Source organism: Mesorhizobium sp. B283B1A, assembly GCF_020165735.1.
GTDB classification, from domain to species: domain Bacteria; phylum Pseudomonadota; class Alphaproteobacteria; order Rhizobiales; family Rhizobiaceae; genus Mesorhizobium; species Mesorhizobium opportunistum.
In genome coordinates this window covers 1-21,298 of sequence record NZ_JAIUIQ010000019.1, presented here as the reverse complement: position 1 = coordinate 21,298, position 21,298 = coordinate 1, and the positions used below count along the sequence as shown (strand labels likewise).

Here is a 21,298-nt window from a genome sequence, read left to right as displayed (position 1 = left end):
ATTCAACTCCTTTCGAGACCGAATCCGGCGATCAATTGAAGCTCATGAAATTGCTTTGGTTTTGACCTCCGGGTCAAAGCTCCAGTCTGGCCGGAAAACCGGACGCACGCAGGTCGGTGCCGACGGCGTCCTCGAGCAATTTGACGATCTGCGTCGACCGGGCGCCGCCGCCATAGGCTTCCTTGCCCTGCTCAAAAATCGCGTTGACGCGCGTGGCGAGGTCGAGCGGGACGCCGGATTGTTCGGCCATACGAAGCGCGAAGCCGAGGTCCTTCAGCGCTAGGTCCATGGTGAAGCCGATGTCGTAGGAGCCGTTCAGGATGAGCTGGCTTTCGGTCTCATGGACGAAGCTGTTGCCGGAGGATGCAGCGATTGCATGGTAGCTCTGCGCGAGATCGAGGCCGCCTTGTTTGGCCAGCATCAGCGCCTCGCCGGCGGCGACGAGATGGATGAAGGCCAGCATGTTGGTGATCACCTTGATTACCGCCGCCGAGCCGATCGGCCCCATCAGGAACGACTTCGCGCACATCGCCTCGATCGCCGGTCGATGGCGCTCATAGAGGGCGGCGTCGCCGCCGACCAGCGCGGTGATCTTGCCGGCGGCCGCCAGATGAACGCCGCCGGTGACCGGGCACTCCAATGTCTCGATGCCCTTGGCCGAGGCGAGGGCGGCAAGGCGCAGGATCTCGTCGCGACCATTGGTCGACATCTCGATCCAGATGCCACCCCTTGGCAGACCTTCCAATAACCCACCAGGCCCGGCCAGCACCGCTTCGCTGACCTTGGGCGAGGGCAGGCAGGTTATGGCATTGCCGGCCCGTGCCGCTGCTTCGGCCGGGCTGCTGGCGGCGGTGGCACCGAGCGCGACAAGACGCTCGACGGCGACGGGATCGCGGTCGAACACGATGACGGCAAAACCGTTGCGGATCAGGCTGGCGGCAAGATTGCCGCCGAGATGACCGAGGCCGATGAAGGCGTAGCGTTCGCTCACGGCATCAGCGGCGTCTGCATCATCTGCAGATGCAGGTCCTTGCCGGTGTAGGGGTGCGCATCGCAGACCGCCTCGTCGAGTTCGACGCCGAGGCCGGGCTCTTTCGAGGGGATGACATTGCCGTCCTGCCACTCGATCTTCTTCTTGAGCAGCGTGGCGTGGAAACCGTCCCACTGCTTCAGCGATTCCAGGATCAGGAAGTTGGGCAGCGTCACCGCCAGCTGGATGTTGGCGGCACCGACGATCGGGCCGCAGTAGCAATGCGGCGCGATCTGGATGTGGTAGGCCTCGGCCATCGCGGCGATCTTCTTGGTTTCGAGAATACCGCCGGAGCGGCCGAGATCCGGCTGCAGGATGGTCGCGGCGCGGTTCTCGATGACACGGGCGAACTCGAACTTGGTCGTCAGCCGCTCGCCGGTGGCGATCGGGATCGAGGTGCCGCGAGCCACCTGCGCCATCACCTCGGGCATGTCGGGCGGCACCGGCTCCTCGAACCATAGGGGATCATAGGGTTCGATGGCGCGCGCCATGCGCAGCGCCCCCGACGCGGTGAACTGGCCATGCGTGCCGAACAATATGTCGGCGCGGTTGCCGACCGCCTCGCGGATCGCCTTGATCATGCGGGTGGAGATATCGATGTCGATGAGGCGCGGCTGGTGGCCGTCGAAGGCGGTGTAGGGGCCGGCCGGGTCAAGCTTGACCGCATTGAAGCCCTGCTCGACATATTCGAGCGCGCAGGCCGCGGCCAAATCCGGGTCGTTATAGACGTTCTTGCCGTCCGGCGCGTCCTCGGAATGGACACTGCCGGTGTGCGGATAGAGATAGGTGTAGGAGCGCAGCGTCTCGTGCACCTGGCCGCCGAGCAATTTGTAGACCGGCTTGTTGGCCTCTTTGCCGATGATGTCCCAGCAGGCCATTTCCAACGCCGAGAAGCAGCCCATGCCGGACACGTCGGGGCGCTGGGTGAAGCCGGAGGAATAGGCGCGGCGGAAGAAATTCTCGATATCGTGCGGATCGCGGCCAACGAGATAGCGTTCGGCCATGTCTTCGACCATCCTGGCCGTGACATGGGCGGAGAAGGTGGCGTTGTAGGCCTCGCCATAACCGACCACGCCGCCATCGGTGGTGAGCTTGACGAAGATGAAGTACTTGCCGCCGATGCCGGGCGGCGGATTGCCGACAACCCAGGTCTTGACGTCGGTGATCTTCATTTGTGGTCCTCCAGAACCAGTTCGGCGCCCTTCCACCCGGTCACGATGGAGGCTGCGTTGGTGTTGCCGGTGATGTTGTCGGGAAAGATCGAGGCATCGATGACGCGCAGGCCTTCGATGCCGTGCACCTTGAGGCTCGGATCGACGACGGCGCGTGCGGGATCGGGCCCCATCCGGCAGGTCGAGACCGGGTGATAGACGGTGCCCGAACGCTTCCTGAAATCCTGAATGAGATCCGCATCGGAAGTGATCGACGGGCCTGGCAAAACCTCCTCGGCGATGATCTCGGCCATGGCCGGCATCGCGGCGATCTTGCGCACGAACTTCACCGCCGCCAGCATTTCGTCGACGTCGGCGTTGGTCGAATAGGCGTTGGCGACAATCTTTGGATAATCCAGCGGGTTGCTGGACCGGATCATGATCTCGCCACGGCTCGACGGGCGGCAGTTGGACAGGCCGATGGAGAAGCCCGGCCAGGGATCGGGCGTCAGGATCGGACGCTCGCCGCCTTTCGGGATGACGGTCGAGAAGGCCTGGAAATAGAGCTGCATGTTGGGGCGCGAAAACGCCGGGTCGGTGCGGAAGAAACCGCCGGCATGGTTCATCGACAGCGACAGCGGACCCGACCGCGTCAGGATATATTGCATGCCGACCAGAAGCTTGCCCCACCAGGGGCGCAGGATCTGGTTGAGCGTCGGCAGCTTGCCCTTGAACGTGTAGTTGATGCCGACATGGTCCTGCAGATTGGCGCCGACATTCTCGCTGGCGTGGACGACCGGGATGCCAAGACCACCAAGTAGCGCAGACGGGCCGACGCCGGACAGCTGCAGCAATTGCGGCGAGTTGATCGAACCACTGGACAGGATGAGTTCGCGGCCGGCGCGCGCCGTCTTCGTCTCGCCGTCCCGCAGATACTCGATGCCGACCGCGCGCCTGCCTTCGAACAGCACGCGGGTCGCCAGTGCATTCATTTCGACGCGGACGTTTGCACGTTTCATCGCCGGTCGCAGGAAAGCGCGCGCCGCCGACATGCGGCGGCCGTTCCTGGTCGAGATCTGGTAGATGCCGACGCCCTCCTGGGCAGCGCCGTTGAAATCCGGATTGAGCGGCAGACCGGCCTGCTGGCCGGCCGCGAGATAGCGCTTGGTCAGCGGGTGGACGGTGTTTGAACAGTCGGTGACATGCAGCGGCCCGCCGGCGCCCCGCCATGTGTCGGCGCCGGCCTCGTTGTCCTCGAGCGCCTTGAAGGCCGGCAACAGGTCGTCATAGCCCCAGCCGGGATTGCCGGCGGCACGCCAATCGTCGAAATCCTCGCGCGCCCCCCTGATCCAGACCATGGCGTTGATCGAGCTCGACCCGCCGAGCAGCTTGCCGCGCGGCCAGTGGTCGGCATTGCCGGCAAGGCCTGGATCCGGCTCGGCCTTGTAGTTCCAGTTGACCGCGGGGTCGAAGAAGGTCTTGCCGTAGCCGAGCGGCATCTGCACGTAGAAGCGGCGGTCGGTGCCGCCCGCTTCGAGCACCAGCACCGAGAAGCGGCCCGAGGCCGACAGTTTGTCGGCAAGCACCGAGCCGGCCGAGCCGGAGCCGACGATGATGAAGTCATAAATCTGCATGGTAGATTGCCGGCTCCGGAAAACTGGCCGCAGCCTAGACGCGGCGGGTTCGCCGCGTCGCAGTGCCTTCCGGCATGCGTTGTGAAAAAAGCGACTGTGATGCCAGGTCGCGTTGCGGGGAATCCCGACAATCGCGCTTGATAGGCATGAGTCGACAGCTTATGCGATTGGCATCGATCACTCTGCGGAAGGCAGGAAATCATATGCGGACCCTGTCGGATGCCTTCATTCCCGAATTGCCTGGTCACTACAAGGGCAAGGTCCGCGAAAATTACGACCTGGCCGACGGGCGACGCATCATCATTGCCACCGACCGTCTCAGCGCCTTCGACATCATCCTGACCTCGATCCCGTTCAAGGGAGAGATCCTGACGCAGACGGCGCGGTACTGGTTCGAGGAAACCGCCGATGTCTGCCCGAACCATGTTCTGGAATATCCTGATCCCAACGTTGTCGTCGGCACAAGGCTCGACATCCTGCCGGTCGAGATCGTCGTGCGCGGCTATCTGGCGGGGACCACCAGCACCTCGATCCTGACCCGCTACAAGCGCGGCGAAAGGGAGATGTACGGCATGCGGCTGCCGGACGGCCTGCGCGACAATGAGAAGCTGGCCGAGCCGGTCATCACGCCGACGAGCAAGGCGGCGGATGGCGGCCATGACGAGCCGCTGTCCAGGGCGGAAATCCTCGACCAGGGACTGCTCACCGAGGCGCAGTGGGATACGGTTTCAGGCTACGCCTTGAAGCTGTTTGCCCGCGGCCAGGCACGCGCCGCCGAACGTGGCCTCATCCTCGCCGATACGAAGTATGAATTCGGCACCGACAAGAACGGGACGATCGTCCTGGCTGACGAAATCCATACCCCCGACAGCAGCCGGTACTGGATCGCCGGAAGCTACGAACAGGCGCTGGCCAATGGCACGCGGCCGGAGAGTTTCGACAAGGATTTCATCCGCTCATGGGTGGCGGCGCGCTGCGATCCCTACAAGGATACTGTTCCCAAAATACCGGACGAGATCGTCGAACAGGCCTCCAAGGTCTATGCGCAGGCTTACGAGGCGATCACCGGCAAGGAATTCGTGCCCGATGTGTCCGGGGACACGGTGCTGGACCGCATCAGAGCTAACCTTGCAGGTTATTTTTAAGAGGTGCCTCTCAGCTGGCGAATGGTCTTACGCAGCGCAGTCGACCCCCACTCCGTCGAGCGCCCCCCCCCACCTCTCCCCCGATCGACGGGGTAGAGGAAGAGCGCGAGCTTGGCCGGCATGGCCCCTTCCTCTCGCTCCGGAGGGGGGAGAGATGGCTCGGCGAAGCCGAGATGGAGTGGGGGAAGCCCGCCCCAAAACCCGAAGCCGCTGAAAATCAGGCACAACTGTGCGAATGCCAGGGTTAGCCTATGGTCCATCGAGGCCAGGAAACAGTAGCCGCGGCGCGTTGACCTGGTCCTGCAGCGGCGATACGGATCGATGACCATCACCTCACAAGGATTCTGCCCATGGTGCAGTACGCGGACGGACGGCCGATCGGAGACCTGACGCTGCGCACGCTGGCCATGCCCTCGGACGCCAATGCCGCCGGCGACATTTTCGGCGGCTGGGTGATGGCGCAAATGGACCTTGCCTGCGGCATCCGCGCCGCCGAGCGCGCCCGGGGCCGCGTGGTGACCGCGGCGGTCAAGGAGATGTCCTTCGCCAAGCCGATGAAGATCGGCGACACGCTGTGCATCTACACCCATGTCGAACGCGTCGGCCGCACCTCGATGACGCTCAAGGTCGAGGCCTGGGCACAACGCTATCTCTCCGATCTGATGGAGAAGGTGACGCACGCCGATTTCGTCATGGTGGCGCTGGATGGCGAGGGCAAGCCGAAGGCCGTTCCTGCCGAGAGCTGACGAAAGCCTGTTTGCCCACTCGGGCAATTGTAACATCGCTCGTGCGGGCGGTGCCCCGCGCGACATCCGATGGTTGCCTTCACGCCCGATTGTGCCGGCGTTGGAGGAGAGACAATGCGTCAACACATGCTGAACGGCTGGCTCGCGGGAGCTCTTGTCGCGTTGGCCTGCCTGCTCGGCGCAACGGCCTATGCCGAAGTCAAGCAAGCACCTCCGCGCATCGCCTGCCTGCATGGCAATATCGGCGGCGGAGGGCCGGCCACGACGTGCGCGATCTGTGGGCCAACGCATAGCGGTGGCAAGGCGCCAAGATCCTGAATGGTCACTTTGCCATTGCGATTGTCGTCGCCAAAGCGGCGCCAGCTTGGGTGGTCTTAGGCCCCATAAATCCAAAGTCGCGAGACCTGGTTTAAAGAACCGCCAGTCCGCTTGTCGTCAGGTGATGGCGCTTACGACGAAACTCCGCACTCCTTGCCATGCAAGGGTCTCAGCCATGCACGCCGTCGAACTTTTCGCGCGCGACCCTGACGCGCTGCGTGTTCCTGCGTGCCCATTCGCCAAGCGCGCTGACCGGGATCAACAGTTCGTGACCGAGTTCGGTCAGTTCGTAGTCGACGCGTGGCGGAATGGTCGGGAATACGGTGCGGGTGACGAAGCCGTCGCGTTCCAGGCCGCGCAAGGTGGTGGTCAGCATCTTCTGCGAAATGCCGCCGACGGCAGCGCGCAACTCGTTGAAACGCAAGGGTCCGCTGCCAAGCTTGCCGACCACGAGCACGGTCCATTTGTCGCCGACGCGCTGCAGGATTTCCGAAACGGCGCGGCAGTCTTCGGTGTTGAGCGGGTTCCTCAGTAACAAAAAGGTGCCTCCTTGCGCGCTGAGTTGTCAGTATCTCATATAGCGCCGGTATCTAAACGATACCAGCTTTTAGTGGAATGGAGAGCCCCCATGTCAAAGCCGAAAATCGCCATCATCATCGGTTCGACGCGCGCCGCGCGCTTCGCCGATGTGCCCACCCAATGGATCGCCAAGATCGCCAAGTCGCATGCCGACATCGATGTCGAAATCGTCGACCTGCGTGACTTCCCGCTGCCCTTCTTCGACGAGGTCGCGTCGTCCGCCTGGGTGCCGTCGACCAACGAGGTGGCGCAGCGCTGGCAGAAGAAGGTCGCCGAATATGACGGCTTCATCTTCACCGCCGCCGAATACAATCACGGCCCTACGGCCGTGCTGAAGAACGCCATCGACTACGCCGCCAACGAATGGAACAAGAAGCCGGCCGGCTTCGTCGGCTACGGTGGCGTCGGCGGCGCCCGCGCTGTCGAGCAGCTGCGCATGCATGCCGTCGAATTGCAGATGGCGCCGGTCAAGTCCGCCGTCCACATCGTCTGGGCCGATTTCCTCGCCGTTCGCCAGGGCGAGAAGAAGCTCGAGGAGCTTGAGCACCTGAACCAGGCGGCCACTGCCCTGGTCAATGATGTCGCCTGGTGGGCCAAGGCGCTGAAGAAGGCTCGCGATGCCGACGTGGTCGACGAGGAAATCAAGGCGGCCTGATCGCCGGTCGAATTATCCTCCCAAGGATACGGGGCGGCGCTTGCGCCGCCCTTTTCAATTATAGCGGCTCAAATCGAAAGCCGCCGCCAGATCGGATGACACGACCGATGCCGGGCGAGTCCAGATGCGCGCCCGCAACGAAACAATGATTGTCCGCCGCAAGCGCCAGCAGCCGCAACCGGCTCTCGCGCGCCTGGTCCTGATCGTCGTCGAACTCCCACGTCACCTCAGGCCGATCGAACTGAAGCGATGGGACGTGAACGGTATCGCCCCAGATCAAAATGCGCTCGCCGCCGCTCGAAACGCAAAAGCAGCTGTGACCGACCTCGTGGCCATGCGCGCCGATAACGTCAACATGGGTATCGAGGCGGTCTTCGGCTTCGAATGGTTGCGCCATGCCATGAAACCGTTCGAGCCGCGCTTCGGCGCGAAACAGGCCGAGTTCCTGCCTGGGAACGAGCAGGCGCGCCAGGTGTGGGAAAGCATCCCGGCCGTCGGCAAGCACAAGGCCATGGATGTGGTCGAGATGCGTATGGGTGAAGCAGACGGCGCGGATTCGTCCGACATCGATGCTGGCTTCGTCCAGCGCTTGGGGAAGCCGGCCCATGGTGGGGTGCCAGGCATTCGAGGCGCCGGTATCGATCAAAGTTATCTCATGTCCATCGTCGATCGCGAAGGCATTGACGGAAAGCCTGAGTTGACCACCAACCAGCGTGACTTGTTCCGGCAATTCGTCGTCAAATGGCTTGTCGCCGTTTTGCCGGAGCCGTCCGGTCGGCATGTCGACATAGCCATCGCGCAGGGCGGTGATGCGCAGGTCACCCAGAGTGTAGGTCGAAGCAAGTTCGCCCGAAGCTATCCGGTGCATTTTTTTGCCGATCCGTTCTGAAGATGTCAGTCAGTCTGCTATGGGCAGCCAATGTCGGCAACCCGCCCTGTCGATTCGATCCATGCCATGTGTGCGTGCCGCGCCTGCCGTGGCCGGATGATGCAGTCGGCGAGGCGGTGCGTTTCGTTCAGCTCGTCGGCGTGATGCTGGCCCCATTGGCAGAGCGCCAGCAGGATCGGCTCGAGGCTGAGGCCGAGGCTGGTCGCCGAATATTCGACGCGCGCGGGCACTTCGGCGAAGATTTCGCGGCTGACGAGGCCGTGTTCCTCCATTTCGCGCAGCTGCTGATCAGCACTTTCTGAGTGATGCCGGGCATCATTGCCTTCAACGCGGTGAGCCGCAGTGGCCCATCGAACAGGTGATAGAGGATGACCGCCTTCCAACGCCCGGCGATTACCTTGAGCGCCCGTTCAGCCGGCAGCATCGGCAGTCTTTTGATTGGCATTTTCCTGGCTGGGCTGGCCATGGTCACCTCCTGGTCAGCAGGGGACAAAAGAGTGTGTAGTCGCGGCCCCGCAGATAGTGGCAAACCGCAGCCGATGCCAGTGCAGCCTGGGGCGCCCGCGCCTCGACGCTGCCTGAAAGGGTTGGACCTCCATATGAGCGGGGCTGCCATCTGGCCCCGCCGTTTTGCCCTGATATGTCAGGTTGCGATCCATCACGTGAGCAACGCAGTGAAGTCATCCGGCCTGGCAGGCGTCGTTTCCCCCATGATCCCGGTGCTCGTCTGCGCGCTCGGTATCTTCCTTCTGTCGGCAATGGATGCGGCGATGAAGGTGCTGGTCATCGCCGTGGGCGTCTACAACACGGTGCTGTGGCGCAGCATGCTGGCGACGGTGGTCGCCGGCGCGGCCTGGTCGGCAGGGACGCGCTCGTGGCCCACGCTTTCCGTGCTGAGGCTGCATGCGCTGCGCGCCGTGGTCGTCGGCATCGTCTTGTTGTCCTTCTTCTGGGGGCTTGCCAGGCTGCCGCTCGCCGAGGCGATCGGGCTCAGCTTCGTCGCGCCCCTGTTTGCACTCCTGCTGGCGGCGCTGCTTTTGGGCGAACGCATACAGCGCCAGGCGATCTGGGCCTCGCTGGCAGGCATCGCCGGCGTCATAATCATCATGGCCGGACAATTCGGGCAGGCGAGCTATCCCAAGGATGCGCTGCTCGGCACGGCGGCGGTGCTCGCATCGACGGTGTTCTACGCCTACAATCTGATCCTTGCGCGACGGCAGGCCCAGGTGGCCAAGCCGATCGAGATCATGCTGTTCCAAAACCTTTGCGTCGCGATCACGCTTGGCTTTGCCGCGCCCTGGCTCGCCGTTGCCCTGCCGGGCAATCTCTGGCTTCCGCTGGCCGGGGTGACGGCGCTGTCGCTCGCCGGCCAGTTCCTGATGAGCTGGGCCTACGCGCGCGCCGAAGCGCAATATCTGATCCCGACGGAATATTCGGCCTTCATCTGGGCGGTCGCGATCGGCTGGTTCTTCTTCAACGAGGCGGCGACCTGGACCACGCTGACGGGAGCCGGCCTTATCGTGGCCAGCTGCCTGATCGCCTCACGCTCCAATCCCAGACTTGCCGAGCCGATCGAAGCCGCGGTTTGAGGGTCCCCGCGACACGCTTAGGGCGCTGCTGCGGTGGTCGCCGAGCAGTCGGGTGCCGATCAGCCTGTCCCGCGGCGCCAGCCCGGCGCGTTGACGCATTATTTCCAGAGCGGCGATTCCACGCCCCATCAGAACGCAGGGGCGCTTCCGTTTGACCAATCAAGAATGGTCGCAGGCAGATCGGCGCGTGTTGCGAAATTTTTAATAAATATTTCGCCGTTCAAATTACTGTCCGTAGACCATTTCCCGGATCGTTGTGCTTTCAGTCCAGAAAATCTCACTGAACAGTCGATGTAATGTTGATCTATGTGGCAAGTTCCCGGAACGATATCGTGCGTGGCAACGTTGGTCCGGATGCACCCGCCTCGAACCCGTGTCGAGCGGTTCAAGCAGGCCTGGCATCACGAGGAGAATTTGTCCGATGAGCTTTTTCGTCAACGCTTTGGGCGTTCCTCTTCCCTACAGCGGTGCTTCCAACCACTGGTTCTCGGCGGCAGGGTCCGGACCGGACTTGTACGGCAGCTCCGGAAACGACTCCATCTACGGAGCATCCGGTGTCAACGTCACCATGCATGGCGGCACGGGCGACGACATCTATTACCTCTATGCGGCGGGCAACAAGGTGGCCGAGGGTGTTGGGGCCGGGATCGACACGATCAGCACATGGATGAGCTACAAGCTCCCCGACAATGTCGAGAACCTCATCGTCACACATGCCAATAACTATGCTTTCGGGAATGGGCTGGACAACATCATCACCGCCACGGCCGGACACCAGACGCTGGACGGCGGCGCGGGAAACGATGTGCTGATCGACGGCGGCGGCGGCTACGACACTTTCATCGTCTCCAAAGGCAATGGAAGCGACCTGATCGCGAATTTCGCCGCCACGGACACTGTCCGCCTTAACGGCTACGGCTTCACGTCGTTCGACGCCATCCACTCAAACATGATCCAGGCGGGATCGAACGTGCTGTTGAACCTCGGATCCGGCGAGATCCTCGAGTTCAAGGACACGACCATCGACAAGCTGCAGCCCAGCCAGTTCGAATTGCCGATCGACAAGTCCGGAATGAGCCTGTCCTTCAGCGACGATTTCAACACGCTGAACCTTCACAATAGCCAGGGCGGCACCTGGGACACCAACTTCTCCTGGGGGGCACCCAACGGCAGCACCTTGACCAGCAATGGCGAACTGCAGTGGTACATCGACGCCAATTACGCACCGACGAGTTCCGTCCACCCGTTCAGCGTGAACAACGGCGTGCTCACCATCACCGCGGCTCAGGCGCCGGCGGACATCAAGCCGCTGATCAACAATTACGAATACACCTCCGGCATCCTGACGACCCACGATTCCTTCTCGCAGACCTATGGCTATTTCGAAATGCGGGCCGACCTGCCCGAGCACGCCGGCGCCTGGCCGGCCTTCTGGCTGCTGCCGGAAGACGGTTCGTGGCCGCCGGAACTCGATGTCGTGGAGACTGCCGGCCAAGCCCCGAACTCGTTGATCATGACGGCGCACACGAATGAAACCGGTACGCACGTCAAGGTCTCCTCGACGGTGAGTGTCTCGGATACCGCCGGCTTCCACACCTATGGCCTGCTGTGGACGCCGGACAAGCTCGTCTGGACCTATGACGGTGTGCAGGTCGCCGAAGCCGCGACGCCGTCGGACATGAACAAGCCAATGTATATGCTGGCCGATCTCGCGGTCGGCGGCTTTGCCGGCACCCCTCCGGATCACCTGGCCACGCCGGCCGAGATGAAGATCGACTACATCCGCGCCTATACGCTGGACAATGCGCCGGCGAACGCCCTGAACAGCAGCACCGCCACGCACAGCATCGCCAGCAGCACACTGCATGGCGGTTCCGATTTTGGAGGCCACGCCTGAGGTCTCGGGATCATGCAGCCGTGGGGAATGCCGAAATGACTGGACCGTCCGGCCTGCGTCCGGTTTTCATGCGCGCCATCGCCGATGTCGGCGTCTTCTCTTTGTTGATCAACGTCCTGCTGTTGGTGATCCCGCTCTACCTGCTGCAGGTCTATGATCGCGTGCTGCCGTCCTCGAGCGTCGAGACGCTTGTCTATCTTTCGGCCATCGCGGTTCTTGCGCTCGCTTTCCTCGGGCTTCTGGATGCGATCCGCGCCGTTTACACGCAGCGTGTCGCGGCGACCGTCGACCGGAAGCTGGGCGCCGGCACATTCGCGGTTTCGCTTGGCGCAAGATATGCCGGCGGCCTGTCGCCGCTGCGCGACCTTGCCTCGGTCTGCGCCTTCATCAGGTCGCGCGGCGTGGCGGTGGTGTTCGACCTGCCCTTCGCTCCTGTCTTCTTCGCACTGCTCTATCTCATCCATCCGGTGCTGTTCTGGGTGACCGTCGCCGGCGCGGCGCTTCTGCTTTTCCTGGTCGTGGCCAATCAGCTTGCCATCGGCAGGAACGACGCCTTCTCGGCGGAGCGTTCGGCTTTGGCCAGCCAGGCGGAACAGGCTTTTGCCCGCAATGCCGAGACGCTGCGCGCCATGGGCATGGTGGAGAACGCCGCGCGGGTCTGGGGAGGCTACGTCGCGGCTGCACTCACCTTCCATGATCGTTCCTCGAGTGCCAATGCGATCTTCAGCGGCGCCTCGCGGGCGCTGCGCATGATGCTGCAGCTGGCGATCCTCGGCACCGGCGCCTGGCTTGTGCTCAAGGGGCAGATGACGGCAGGCATGATCTTCGCGTCCTCGCTGGTGTCGTCGCGGGCGCTGCAGCCGCTCGACCAGTTGATCGGCGCCTGGCGGCAGATCGCCGATGCCCGGCGAGCGTGGAAACGGCTGGAGACGGCGCTTGCGGCGCGTCCGGCTGAAGCGCGCAAGCTGATCCTGCCCGATCCGACCGGCGCGATTTCCGTGCAGGATGTTTTCTTCATGGCGCCGAATGCCCAGCCCGGCACCGAACCCATCCTCAAGCGGCTGAACTTCCAGATCGGCGCCGGCGAAGCGCTGGCCATCGTCGGCCCGAGCGGTGCCGGCAAATCGACGCTGGCGCGGTTGCTTGTGGGCGCTGCCCAGCCGACCGGCGGCGCGGTCAGGATCGATGGCGCCGAACTCAGGACCTGGGACGAGAGCCTGCTCGGAAAACATCTCGGCTACCTCGCGCAGGAGGTGGAGCTCTTTCCAGGGTCGATCGCCCAAAACGTCGCCCGCTTCGACCCCGATGCAAATGACGCCGCGATCATCGAGGCAGCAAGGCGGGCCGAGGCGCATGAACTGATCCTGGCGCAGCGGGACGGCTACCAGACATTGATAGGTCCGTCGGACAGAACGCTGTCGGGTGGCGAGCGCCAGCGGATCGGGCTCGCGCGCGCCTTTTACGGCACGCCCAGGATCCTGGTGTTGGACGAGCCCAGCGCTCATCTCGACGGCGCCGGCGAAGCCGCACTCGAAGCGGTGCTTGCCGCCGCGAAAGCGGCCGGCGTCACGACTATCGTGATCACGCATCGTCCTTCGATCGCCGCGTCCTGCGACCGCGTGATGCTTTTGCGCGGCGGCGTGATCGAAGCCTTCGGCCCCAGTGGCGAGGTGTTGCGGCAGTCTGTGGCCAACCCAGGCGCCAGCCCGGTTGCCGGCACAGGCGCCGGCAAAGGCATTCCCCGGCAGAATCCCGTGGTGACGGGCTCGTTCGCCACGACGATCCGCATGCATAACACCCGTTTTGGATCATAGCCATGGCGGTGCAGAGCCTCGCCCGGGAAGGCAGCCCGCGCACCGACATAAGGCGCGTGGCATCCGCCGGTTACGCGGCAATAGCGCTGTTGGTGGGTTGCTTCGGCTATTGGGCCGTCGCGGCGCCCTTGTCGGGGGCGGTGATCACGCGAGGAACGATCTCGGCGACGGGCGGAAACATCCTGATCCAGCATCCCGAGGGCGGCATCATCCAGGAATTGCTGGTCCATGAAGGCGATCGCGTGCAACAGGCCCAGGATCTGATCGTGCTGGATCCAACAGCCGCGCGGGCCGAGCTCAACCGGTTGACGCGACAGTCGATCGCGCTCAGGGCGAGCGCGGCGCGGCTGGAGGCGGAACGCGACGGGTTGGACCGGCTGGCGCCAATCACCGAAACGGCGCCAGCACCGTTCCAGCACGATTTCGAGACGCTGGTTGAAGAACAGCAGAAGGAATTCGACGCCAGGCTCGCCCGGTTTCGATCCGAACAATCGATCCTTGTCCAACGGGTCGCCATGCATCGCCAGTCGGTCGTGGGATTGCAGGCCCAGAAACAGGCCATTCAGCAACAGGCGGACGTGGTGAAGAAGGAACTCGGCATCAAGACCGGCCTGCTGGACAGAGGCCTCACCAATCGTAGCGAATACTCCCAGCTTTTGCGCAGTGAAGCCGACCTTGTCGGGCAAGCCGGGGCGCTGGAAGCCTATCTTGCGACGGCCAACACCCAGATCGTCGAGGCCCAGGAACAGACCGAGCACCTCGCCACGCAGCGCGTCGAGGAGGCGCTGACGAAGCTGGACGACGTTCGCTCCAACCTTGCCGACATCAAGGAACAGATCAGGGCGGCCGAGGCGGTGCTGCGGCGAACGACGATCAAGGCACCGGCGGCGGGCATCGTGGTGTCGTCAACCTATAATTCAAAGGGCAGCGTGATTGGCCCCGGCGAAAAGATCATGGAGATTCTGCCCACGGCACCGGGCCTGATCGTCGATGCAAGGCTGCGGCCGAACGACATCGATCAGGTCCGTGTCGGCCAGCCGGCGAAGCTGCGATTGTCCGCCTTGAACACGCGGCTTACCCCGGAGGTTTCAGCCACCGTGACACAAATTTCCGCGGACCGGCTCATCGATCAGGCTACGCACGAGCCCTATTTCCGCGCCAGGCTGAAGATTGCCGCCGAGCTGCCGTCCGGCGTCAAGCCCGAGCAGCTTTATCCAGGGACGCCGGTCGAGGCGTTCATCAACACGGGCGACCGGACATTCTTGGAGTATCTGGCGCGACCGATGCTCGATTCCTTTGCTCGCGCCTTCGCGGAGCGCTAACTGTCAGCGCACCGCTTCGCGGTGGCCGCCAGGCAGGCGGGTGGCGATCAGCTTGTCGATGCGGCGGCCGTCGAGGTCGACCACTTCGAAGCGCCATCCCTGAGCATCGACGCATTCGCCGGTCGCCGGCAAATGGTGCATGTGCGACAGGACATAGCCGGCGACGGTCTCGTAGTCGCGGTTTTCGGGCAGGTCGATGCCGAGAACCTCGGCCATCTCGTCGGCCTGCATATAGCCGGCGAGCAGCCATGAGCCGTCCTCGCGCTTGACGGCGTTTTCCTCGTCACCGGCGTCGAGGTCCGCGCGGAACACGCCGGTGATGGCCTCCAGGATATCGGCAGGGGTGACGATGCCTTCGAAATGGCCGTATTCGTCATGCACCAGCGCCATCGGCACGTCGGATTCCTTGAGCTTCTGCAGCACGTCAAGCGCATCGGCCTGATCGTAGACGATGGGCGCGGCGCGCACGTGCTTGCGCGGGTCGAGCGTGCGGCCGGCCAGGATCGCGGCGAGCACGTCACGCGTCTGGACGACGCCGACCATGACATCGACGCCGCCGTCGCCCGCCGGCAGGCGCGAATGCTGGGTCTCGACCAGCAGCTTGCGGATGGCTGCCTCATCGGATTGCAGATTGATCCAGTCGACCTCGGTGCGCGGCGTCATCACCGCGCGCACGGCGCGGTCGCCAAGCCGCATGACGCCAGCGATCATGCGCCGCTCGTCGGATTCGATGGTGCCGTGGTGCTCGGCCTCGGCGACCAGCATCTTTATCTCCTCGTCGGTGACCTTCTCCTCGCTTTCGCCACGCTGGCCGAGCAGCCACAGGATGGCGCGGCCGGAAATGTCGAGCAGGAAGACCAGCGGCGCCGACACCGTGGCAAGGATGGTCATCGCCGGCGCCGCCCTGGCGGCAACCCGCTCGGGATCGCGCAGCGCGATCTGCTTGGGCACCAGTTCGCCGACGATCAACGAGAAATAGGTGATGATGGCAACCACGATGCCGACGCCGAGCGGATCAGCGACGGTCTCCCTCATGCCGGTCGAGGCCAGGAACTGCGCCAGCCGTTCGCCCAGCGTGGCGCCGGAAAACGCGCCCGACAGCACGCCGACCAAGGTGATGCCGATCTGCACCGAGGACAGGAACTTGCCGGGATTGGAGCCGAGCGCCAGGGCGCGGCCGGCGCCTTTGACCTCACGGTCGATCATCGTCTTCAGCCGGGCGGGGCGGGATGAAACGATGGCGAGTTCGGACATCGACAAAAGGCCGTTCACGCAGATGAGGACGACCACGATAGCAATTTCAACGTATAGCATGAGGGCTCAATAGCATTGCGGCGGGCCGCTCGAAAATAGTCCTTCATGATTTTTGGAAGATGACGGTCACGGCTCTTGGGCGGCGGTCCCGCAGCGACATCGAAGACACGCCGCGATTTTCAGTCCGATCCCGGGCCAACCGGTCTAGGTATGCATGATTTCAAGGCAGTTGCTTCAGCACGCCGATGATCGCCTTGCCGTCGGTGAAATAGGGGTCGCCGCCGCCATTGCGGCCGGTTTTGGTGGCGCCGATGCCTGCCAGTTCGCTGGTCGAGATCAACTCGCCGGCGGCGCGCAGGTCGCCGATGAGAAAATCGCGCTCGGCGTCGATGTCGGGGCCGATATGGTGGGTGATGGCGCCGGTGTCGTGGCTGAGCCCCACGCCGCGATCGAAGCTGGCGGAGCCCAGCCAAAGCGGACGGCCATCGTCGCCGACCGTATCCGTCTGCCAGAAGCGGACATGGTGGCGCCGGTCGGCGCTGTCTCCGACGGGCTTTTCGAAAGCGAGATCCTGGGCGCGGCCTTCGAACAGCAGGCGGCTCATCGGCGCATCGGGATAGGGCGGGAAAACAGGACACTTTCGCCGATGTCGATGGCGGTTCTCAGGGTGATCGCATCAGCGGTGTCCCAGCCGGCGAGGGCGAAGGCGTGGACGACCTCCTTCTTGGTACCGACAAGGCCGCTATTGATCGGGTCGCCGGGAATGCCTTGCGGCGTGTGCGTCACCATTTCGAAGCGCTGGTTGCGAAAACCGCGCTCCCGAAATGTCCAGAATTCCGGTGCGGCGACATAGGCGAGCGCCAGCCAGGCGGCCAGCAGGGCCGCTACCCAGATCGCAATGCGTCGCTGGAGGCTTCGTTGGCTCATGAAGGAGGCTCGATCCGTGGGGGTATCTGTTGCCTGACGGTCTTTTGGAAATCAATGGCCACAGATGAGCAGCCGGTCTATCGTCAGCCATCATTTTTCAGGGGGCTGGAATGAAGCGGAAGCCGACGCGCCGGAGATCGATGGCGTTGACCGCCGATCTTGTCGTCAGGGTCGAGCGTATCGAACCGGATCCCGGCCCTGAGTCTGGAACAACCGAGCACACCGATGCGGAGTTCGATGGGTTGGTCGAGCGACTGCTTGCCGAATATCGACCCGAAACGCTGTGGGTCTTTGCCTATGGTTCGTTGATCTGGAATCCCGAATTCGTTCCTGTCGAGCAGCGCCCGGCGACAGCGCCTGGATGGCACCGCTCGTTCTGCCTGAAGTTAACCCGCTGGCGCGGAACGCGCCAATTGCCGGCCCTGATGTTGGCGCTCGATCGCGGCGGCAGTTGCAACGGCATTGTCTATCGACTGCCCGCGGAAGATCATTTCGGGCAACTCGGCCAGCTTATGCGCCGCGAGATCGATGCCAATCCGCCAACCAACGTGCCTTGCTGGATCAAGGTCAAGACCAAGGAGGGTCCGCTGCGCGCTCTGGCTTTCGTCGCCGCGCCGGATGGCAAGGCCTATGCCGGACGGTTGCCGTTGGAGCAGGTCGCGGACACGCTGGCGCGAGCCGCCGGACACTGGGGCTCGTCGGCGCAGTATCTGTTCCGGACTGTCAGCAAGCTGGAGGAAAGCGGTATTCGCGACAGGAATCTGTGGCGCATCCAGGATCTGGTGGCACGGCAAATTATCGCATCCACCGGTGACGCTTGACCTTTTCCTAAAGCGCGTTCCGCTGAAACGGATTCATGCGACGCGCTTTAAGTCCTTGTTTTTACGCATGTCGCGCCCCCGAAACCGAGGTCACTTCTAGGACATGCATTAGCGGCAGGCGCGATAACCGTTCTTGCGGTTCTTGATGTCGAAATGGAAATGGTTGCGGTGGTCGTAATTGTAGCCGGGGCCGAGCACGGTGGTGAAATACTGGCAGCCGTCGGCGCGCACATTGTTGAGGAAGCCGCGGGTGCGGAAGGCGAACAGGCCGGGCTTTCGCACGTCGATGTCGTCGCCATTGTTGAGCTCGATGCTCATGACATCGAGCGCGTTGCCCTTGCCGTGCTCGGACAGCACGCCTTCGCCGGCGATGTTGCGGCAGGAATAGCTGGAGCCCTGGTGGATAGTCCTGACGCCGGAGAAGTAGCGCCAGCGCGCGGAAGGAACGAGTTCGTTCTTCGTCCAGGCGGCAAAGGTGGCGGCCATGTCGCAGGTCAGGGTCGCGGCGGGTTTCATCTGAATGTTGCCGATGGCCGTGACCTTGACCGGGTAATCGATGCCGCACTGGCCTTCATGGATCGGTGCAAGGTCGGTGTAGGCGACATCGAGGCGCTTCAGCTGCTGGCGGCAGTCGATCTCGCTGGCCGGGACTTGCTCGACCGGCGACATCGGCTCGTCCATGCGCGGATAGGCGGCCTGCGTCATGTAGGGATTGGAAGGGACAAGCGTCTGCATGCCTGTGTATTGCGGTACGGCCGCCGTCTGCGAGCCGACATCGACGGCCGGCTGCAGCGACAGCACACTGCCGGTGTTGCAGGCCGAAATGGCCGCGAGGGTGAGGCCGGCGGCCAGCAGCATCACGGGTTTCGATCGGCGCGCGGTGGCGAAAAACACGGCGCGAAATTTGCCGGCCATTTGCAGGATCCCACTTCTGGATATCCGGCATTTTAACGATCAAGGGTAAAGGAAAACTCAGCGACCGCGTTCATGTCTGCGGCCGAATTGCGGCGGCGATCCTGCAACAGCCGCGTTTACTGGCAGAACGTGCCGCCATGGCGGCGCGGTTCGAGATCGAGATGGAAATGCAAGGCGTGGTCGGCATCGGCGCCGGGTCCGAGCACGGTCTTGAACGGACCGCAGGCGGCCTTGCGCACGGTGTCGAGGAATTTTGCATCCTTTTCCGGCGGCGCCGGCCCGACCTCGATCTTCTTGCCGTCCGACAAGGTGAAGCTGGCGATGTCGATCGCATTGCCGAAAGCGTGCTCCGAGAGTTTCCTTGTGCCGTTGCGGGGACGGCAGACAAAGGCCGACGCCTGGCTGATCGATTTCAAGTCGGCGCCGAATTCGGCCTTTGCAGCTGGCTGGACGACGTCCGCGGCAAACCGGGCGGCCGCCTCGGCCATCGGGCAGTTGAGCTCGGTGCCGGGGGCAATCGCAATCGACTTGCCCAGGCTCTTCAGCATCAGGGGATAGGGGATCGAGCAGCCGATTTCGGGATTGCTTTCCGCTTTGTGCTCCTCGAATTCGACGCCGAGCGCCTTCAACCGCTCGCGGCAAGCGACTTCCTCCGCCGGCATTTTCGCGTCGGGCAGATCGGCAGAGCGCGGGTCGGGGAGCATCTTCTCGTCGCCGGCATCCGCTGGTTTTTCAGGCGGCCTCGGCGCGACATCAGGCGGCTGAGCCCCTGGTTCGGCGGTGTCGGGCCTTTGTGTCGGGACCGGGACCTCGGCCGGCGGCGCCGGCTCGTTTTCCGTATCGGCGGATGGCTCTGAGGCTGGCGGTCCGGGACGCGCCTGCTTCTCCTGATGGGATTTTTCTTCATTGAACCGATCCACCGCTCCGGAGGCCTTTGGCACGTCCGCCTTTTGTTCCTTCCTTGTTGCGGCATCGGTCTTCGGCGCGTCCGCGGGACGCGGTTCAGGCACCGGAACATCGGCAGGCGAGGTCTCCCGGTCCTGCGCCTTCTGTTGTGCCTTGTCCGGAGTGATATGGTCCGGGGTGATGTGGTCCAGGGTGATGTGCCGCTTGCCCCGTGATTTCAGGCGCTGCCTTGCCCGGGGTGCCAGCGGCTGGTCGGCACGCGGTGTCAGCGGCTGTTCCACCCGTGGTGCCGGTCGTCCGTGATGCCTGTGACGATGCTTGGCGTCGGCCGGGGTCACCAGCAAGGCGGCGGCCATTAACGGCAACGCCAGTCTGCGAAACAGGGAAAAGCTCAGCGTTGCCATCGCTTCGAAACGGCGCCGGCATGCCGAAGTTGCCTGGAAGGCGCTTTCCCCCGATCACAATCGGTAACCGCGCCGTTACGCGCCAATTGCTTCGAGGCCTTCCTCCAGCCAATCGGCGAGCAGCGGCATGCCGAGCAGGTATTTCGCCGTGCGCTTGTTGGCGCGTTCGCGCGCCGCCGTCACGGCATCGGACCATTCCGCCGCGTCATAGTCGCCGCGGCCGACCCAGGCCAGCGCGATCAGTTCGGCCGCCTCGTCGACATTGAGGTCGTTGATCAGCTCGCGAAATTCCTCTTCGGTCAGGTTTTCCGAACTTTCCTCGGCAAGGCCATCATGATGATGATTGTCGTGGGTGCCGCCGTCGAACTCGATCTCGTGCTCGGCGCCGTCGGCATAATCCTCGTTGACGGCCGCGCTCAGCGCCTTGGCCTTGAGGATGAACAGGCGCACGGTGTCGGGGCCGATCGTAAGGTCCCAGTCCTTTTCAAGCCGCCGCTGCACGGGCCGTCTCCGTCAGTCGTTTGCCCGGATGATAGCGGATTTGCGGCATCCGTCACCTCATGTTCTCCACGCATGCTTTTCCGGGATGAAACGCGGAGCGCTTGGCGTTAGTGTTGTATTCTCACCCCTCCAGGAGGCTTCGATGCATAGAAGAGTGCTGATCCAGGCGGCGGGCGCGCTTCTCGCCCTGCAGTTCATGGCTGTTCCGGTGGTCGCCGCCGGCAGCGACACCACGAATACCGACCAGACAGTTACCAAGTGCAAGAAGGGCGAAGTCTGGGACAAGAAAAAGAAAAAGTGTGTCGCCCCCCAGGAAGGCATGCTGGACGACGACAGCATCTATGATGCGGGCCATGCGCTGGCTATGGCCGGGCGCTATGACGAGGCGATCGCCGTGCTCAGCCTCGCCGCCAACAAGCAGGATCCGCGCATCCTCAACTATCTCGGCTATTCGCACCGCCATTCCGGACGCGTCACCGTCGGCCTCGGCTATTACGAGGAAGCGCTGCGCATCGACCCGAACTACACGCTGGTGCGCGAATATCTCGGCGAGGCACATCTGCAGATTGGCGACCTGGCCGGCGCTCAGCAGCAGCTGGCGGAGATCGAGAAACGCACCGGCAAGGGCTCGCGCGAATACGGCATGCTGGCCGAGCAGATCGACCATTTCATGCGGAGCTGACCACGCTCCAGCCAATCCTCGAAGCGGGCGCGCATCATCGATGCGATCTCCGAAGCGCGCTCGCATGGCGACCTGTCCGAAAATGCCGAATATCATGCCGCAAAAGAGGCACAGAGCCT

At 63.4% G+C, this 21,298-nt stretch carries 18 protein-coding genes and 3 pseudogenes; 10 read left to right on the top strand and 11 right to left on the bottom strand.

Translation table 11 applies throughout. The annotated features are described in order from the left end of the window. Positions 1-73: 73 nt before the first annotated feature. The 3 genes from LB577_RS17685 to LB577_RS17675 are packed head-to-tail and all read right to left on the bottom strand — an operon-like array spanning position 74 to position 3,815. Positions 74-991, bottom strand: coding sequence for an NAD(P)-dependent oxidoreductase (locus tag LB577_RS17685; RefSeq protein ID WP_224687677.1), 918 nt, complete (start codon positions 989-991; stop codon positions 74-76). Then, positions 988-2,202 (bottom strand): mandelate racemase/muconate lactonizing enzyme family protein, encoded by a 1,215-nt coding sequence (locus LB577_RS17680; protein WP_224687676.1) that lies wholly within the window; start codon positions 2,200-2,202, stop codon positions 988-990. The genes LB577_RS17685 and LB577_RS17680 overlap by 4 nt, the downstream gene beginning before the upstream one ends. After that, entirely contained in the window at positions 2,199-3,815 is a 1,617-nt protein-coding gene (locus tag LB577_RS17675; protein ID WP_224687675.1) for a GMC family oxidoreductase, read from the bottom strand. The genes LB577_RS17680 and LB577_RS17675 overlap by 4 nt, the downstream gene beginning before the upstream one ends. Positions 3,816-4,018: 203 nt before the next feature. Here LB577_RS17675 and LB577_RS17670 point away from each other — a divergent pair, with 203 nt between their 5' ends. Both LB577_RS17670 and LB577_RS17665 read left to right on the top strand, forming a co-directional pair. Beyond that, positions 4,019-4,960 (top strand): phosphoribosylaminoimidazolesuccinocarboxamide synthase, encoded by a 942-nt coding sequence (locus LB577_RS17670; protein WP_224687674.1) that lies wholly within the window; start codon positions 4,019-4,021, stop codon positions 4,958-4,960. Positions 4,961-5,310: 350 nt separating this feature from the next. Beyond that, a complete protein-coding gene (locus LB577_RS17665) occupies positions 5,311-5,706 on the top strand; it encodes an acyl-CoA thioesterase (RefSeq protein WP_013893544.1) in 396 nt (131 codons plus the stop codon). Between the two features lie 487 nt (positions 5,707-6,193). On the opposite strand, the gene LB577_RS17660 is transcribed toward LB577_RS17665, so the two are convergent. Further along, positions 6,194-6,562, bottom strand: coding sequence for a winged helix-turn-helix transcriptional regulator (locus LB577_RS17660; RefSeq protein ID WP_224687673.1), 369 nt, complete (start codon positions 6,560-6,562; stop codon positions 6,194-6,196). 90 nt (positions 6,563-6,652) lie between these two features. On the opposite strand from LB577_RS17660, the gene LB577_RS17655 reads away from it, so the two are divergent. Continuing rightward, positions 6,653-7,258 (top strand): NADPH-dependent FMN reductase, encoded by a 606-nt coding sequence (locus LB577_RS17655; protein WP_224687672.1) that lies wholly within the window; start codon positions 6,653-6,655, stop codon positions 7,256-7,258. Positions 7,259-7,316: 58 nt separating this feature from the next. Here the strand turns inward: LB577_RS17655 and LB577_RS17650 are convergent, their stop codons facing one another. Next, a complete protein-coding gene (locus LB577_RS17650; protein WP_224687755.1) occupies positions 7,317-8,039 on the bottom strand; it encodes an MBL fold metallo-hydrolase in 723 nt (240 codons plus the stop codon). Positions 8,040-8,164: 125 nt separating this feature from the next. Next, positions 8,165-8,613: pseudogene (locus tag LB577_RS17645) on the bottom strand (winged helix-turn-helix transcriptional regulator). Positions 8,614-8,857: 244 nt separating this feature from the next. On the opposite strand from LB577_RS17645, the gene LB577_RS17640 reads away from it, so the two are divergent. From LB577_RS17640 to LB577_RS17625, 4 genes are all read left to right on the top strand, one after another. After that, positions 8,858-9,736: a DMT family transporter gene (locus LB577_RS17640; protein ID WP_224687754.1), complete on the top strand. Its 879-nt coding sequence runs from the start codon at positions 8,858-8,860 to the stop codon at positions 9,734-9,736. A gap of 421 nt (positions 9,737-10,157) precedes the next feature. Continuing rightward, the gene (locus tag LB577_RS17635) at positions 10,158-11,633 is read left to right on the top strand and encodes a family 16 glycosylhydrolase (RefSeq protein WP_224687671.1); all 1,476 of its coding nucleotides are present in this window, start codon (positions 10,158-10,160) and stop codon (positions 11,631-11,633) included. A 35-nt stretch (positions 11,634-11,668) separates the two neighbouring features. Beyond that, the gene (locus LB577_RS17630) at positions 11,669-13,447 is read left to right on the top strand and encodes a type I secretion system permease/ATPase (RefSeq protein WP_224687670.1); all 1,779 of its coding nucleotides are present in this window, start codon (positions 11,669-11,671) and stop codon (positions 13,445-13,447) included. Between the two features lie 2 nt (positions 13,448-13,449). Further along, entirely contained in the window at positions 13,450-14,769 is a 1,320-nt protein-coding gene (locus LB577_RS17625; RefSeq protein ID WP_224687669.1) for an HlyD family type I secretion periplasmic adaptor subunit, read from the top strand. A gap of 3 nt (positions 14,770-14,772) precedes the next feature. On the opposite strand, the gene LB577_RS17620 is transcribed toward LB577_RS17625, so the two are convergent. Next, positions 14,773-16,083 carry a hemolysin family protein gene (locus tag LB577_RS17620; protein WP_224687668.1) on the bottom strand — a complete coding sequence of 437 codons (1,311 nt, stop codon included), beginning with the start codon at positions 16,081-16,083 and terminating at the stop codon, positions 14,773-14,775. A gap of 160 nt (positions 16,084-16,243) precedes the next feature. Next, positions 16,244-16,950: pseudogene (locus tag LB577_RS17615) on the bottom strand (LssY C-terminal domain-containing protein). Positions 16,951-17,060: 110 nt separating this feature from the next. On the opposite strand from LB577_RS17615, the gene LB577_RS17610 reads away from it, so the two are divergent. Beyond that, a complete protein-coding gene (locus LB577_RS17610) occupies positions 17,061-17,771 on the top strand; it encodes a gamma-glutamylcyclotransferase (RefSeq protein ID WP_224687667.1) in 711 nt (236 codons plus the stop codon). Positions 17,772-17,879: 108 nt separating this feature from the next. On the opposite strand, the gene LB577_RS17605 is transcribed toward LB577_RS17610, so the two are convergent. The 3 genes from LB577_RS17605 to LB577_RS17595 form a co-directional block, all read right to left on the bottom strand. Further along, entirely contained in the window at positions 17,880-18,686 is an 807-nt protein-coding gene (locus tag LB577_RS17605; RefSeq protein ID WP_224687666.1) for an extensin family protein, read from the bottom strand. Between the two features lie 116 nt (positions 18,687-18,802). Next, complete coding sequence (locus LB577_RS17600) at positions 18,803-19,873, bottom strand: extensin family protein (RefSeq protein ID WP_224687753.1); 1,071 nt, start codon at positions 19,871-19,873, stop codon at positions 18,803-18,805. 198 nt (positions 19,874-20,071) lie between these two features. Next, positions 20,072-20,497, bottom strand: coding sequence for a DUF3775 domain-containing protein (locus LB577_RS17595; protein WP_224687665.1), 426 nt, complete (start codon positions 20,495-20,497; stop codon positions 20,072-20,074). Between the two features lie 142 nt (positions 20,498-20,639). Here LB577_RS17595 and LB577_RS17590 point away from each other — a divergent pair, with 142 nt between their 5' ends. Both LB577_RS17590 and LB577_RS17585 read left to right on the top strand, forming a co-directional pair. Next, positions 20,640-21,179 (top strand): tetratricopeptide repeat protein, encoded by a 540-nt coding sequence (locus LB577_RS17590; protein ID WP_224687664.1) that lies wholly within the window; start codon positions 20,640-20,642, stop codon positions 21,177-21,179. Positions 21,180-21,200: 21 nt separating this feature from the next. Further along, a pseudogene (locus tag LB577_RS17585) lies at positions 21,201-21,298 on the top strand (transcription elongation factor GreA); the annotation flags it as partial.

Excerpts from the sequence above, each read along its gene's own strand:
- LB577_RS17590 (WP_224687664.1), top strand. The coding sequence starts at position 20,640 with ATGCATAGAAGAGTGCTGATCCAGGCGGCGGGCGCGCTTCTCGCCCTG.
- LB577_RS17665 (WP_013893544.1), top strand. The coding sequence starts at position 5,311 with ATGGTGCAGTACGCGGACGGACGGCCGATCGGAGACCTGACGCTGCGC.
- LB577_RS17605 (WP_224687666.1), bottom strand. The coding sequence starts at position 18,686 with ATGGCCGGCAAATTTCGCGCCGTGTTTTTCGCCACCGCGCGCCGATCG.
- LB577_RS17650 (WP_224687755.1), bottom strand. The coding sequence starts at position 8,039 with ATGCCGACCGGACGGCTCCGGCAAAACGGCGACAAGCCATTTGACGAC.
- LB577_RS17630 (WP_224687670.1), top strand. The coding sequence starts at position 11,669 with ATGACTGGACCGTCCGGCCTGCGTCCGGTTTTCATGCGCGCCATCGCC.
- LB577_RS17680 (WP_224687676.1), bottom strand. The coding sequence starts at position 2,202 with ATGAAGATCACCGACGTCAAGACCTGGGTTGTCGGCAATCCGCCGCCC.
- LB577_RS17635 (WP_224687671.1), top strand. The coding sequence starts at position 10,158 with ATGAGCTTTTTCGTCAACGCTTTGGGCGTTCCTCTTCCCTACAGCGGT.
- LB577_RS17610 (WP_224687667.1), top strand. The coding sequence starts at position 17,061 with ATGAAGCGGAAGCCGACGCGCCGGAGATCGATGGCGTTGACCGCCGAT.
- LB577_RS17640 (WP_224687754.1), top strand. The coding sequence starts at position 8,858 with ATGATCCCGGTGCTCGTCTGCGCGCTCGGTATCTTCCTTCTGTCGGCA.
- LB577_RS17670 (WP_224687674.1), top strand. The coding sequence starts at position 4,019 with ATGCGGACCCTGTCGGATGCCTTCATTCCCGAATTGCCTGGTCACTAC.
- LB577_RS17620 (WP_224687668.1), bottom strand. The coding sequence starts at position 16,083 with ATGCTATACGTTGAAATTGCTATCGTGGTCGTCCTCATCTGCGTGAAC.
- LB577_RS17675 (WP_224687675.1), bottom strand. The coding sequence starts at position 3,815 with ATGCAGATTTATGACTTCATCATCGTCGGCTCCGGCTCGGCCGGCTCG.
- LB577_RS17625 (WP_224687669.1), top strand. The coding sequence starts at position 13,450 with ATGGCGGTGCAGAGCCTCGCCCGGGAAGGCAGCCCGCGCACCGACATA.
- LB577_RS17655 (WP_224687672.1), top strand. The coding sequence starts at position 6,653 with ATGTCAAAGCCGAAAATCGCCATCATCATCGGTTCGACGCGCGCCGCG.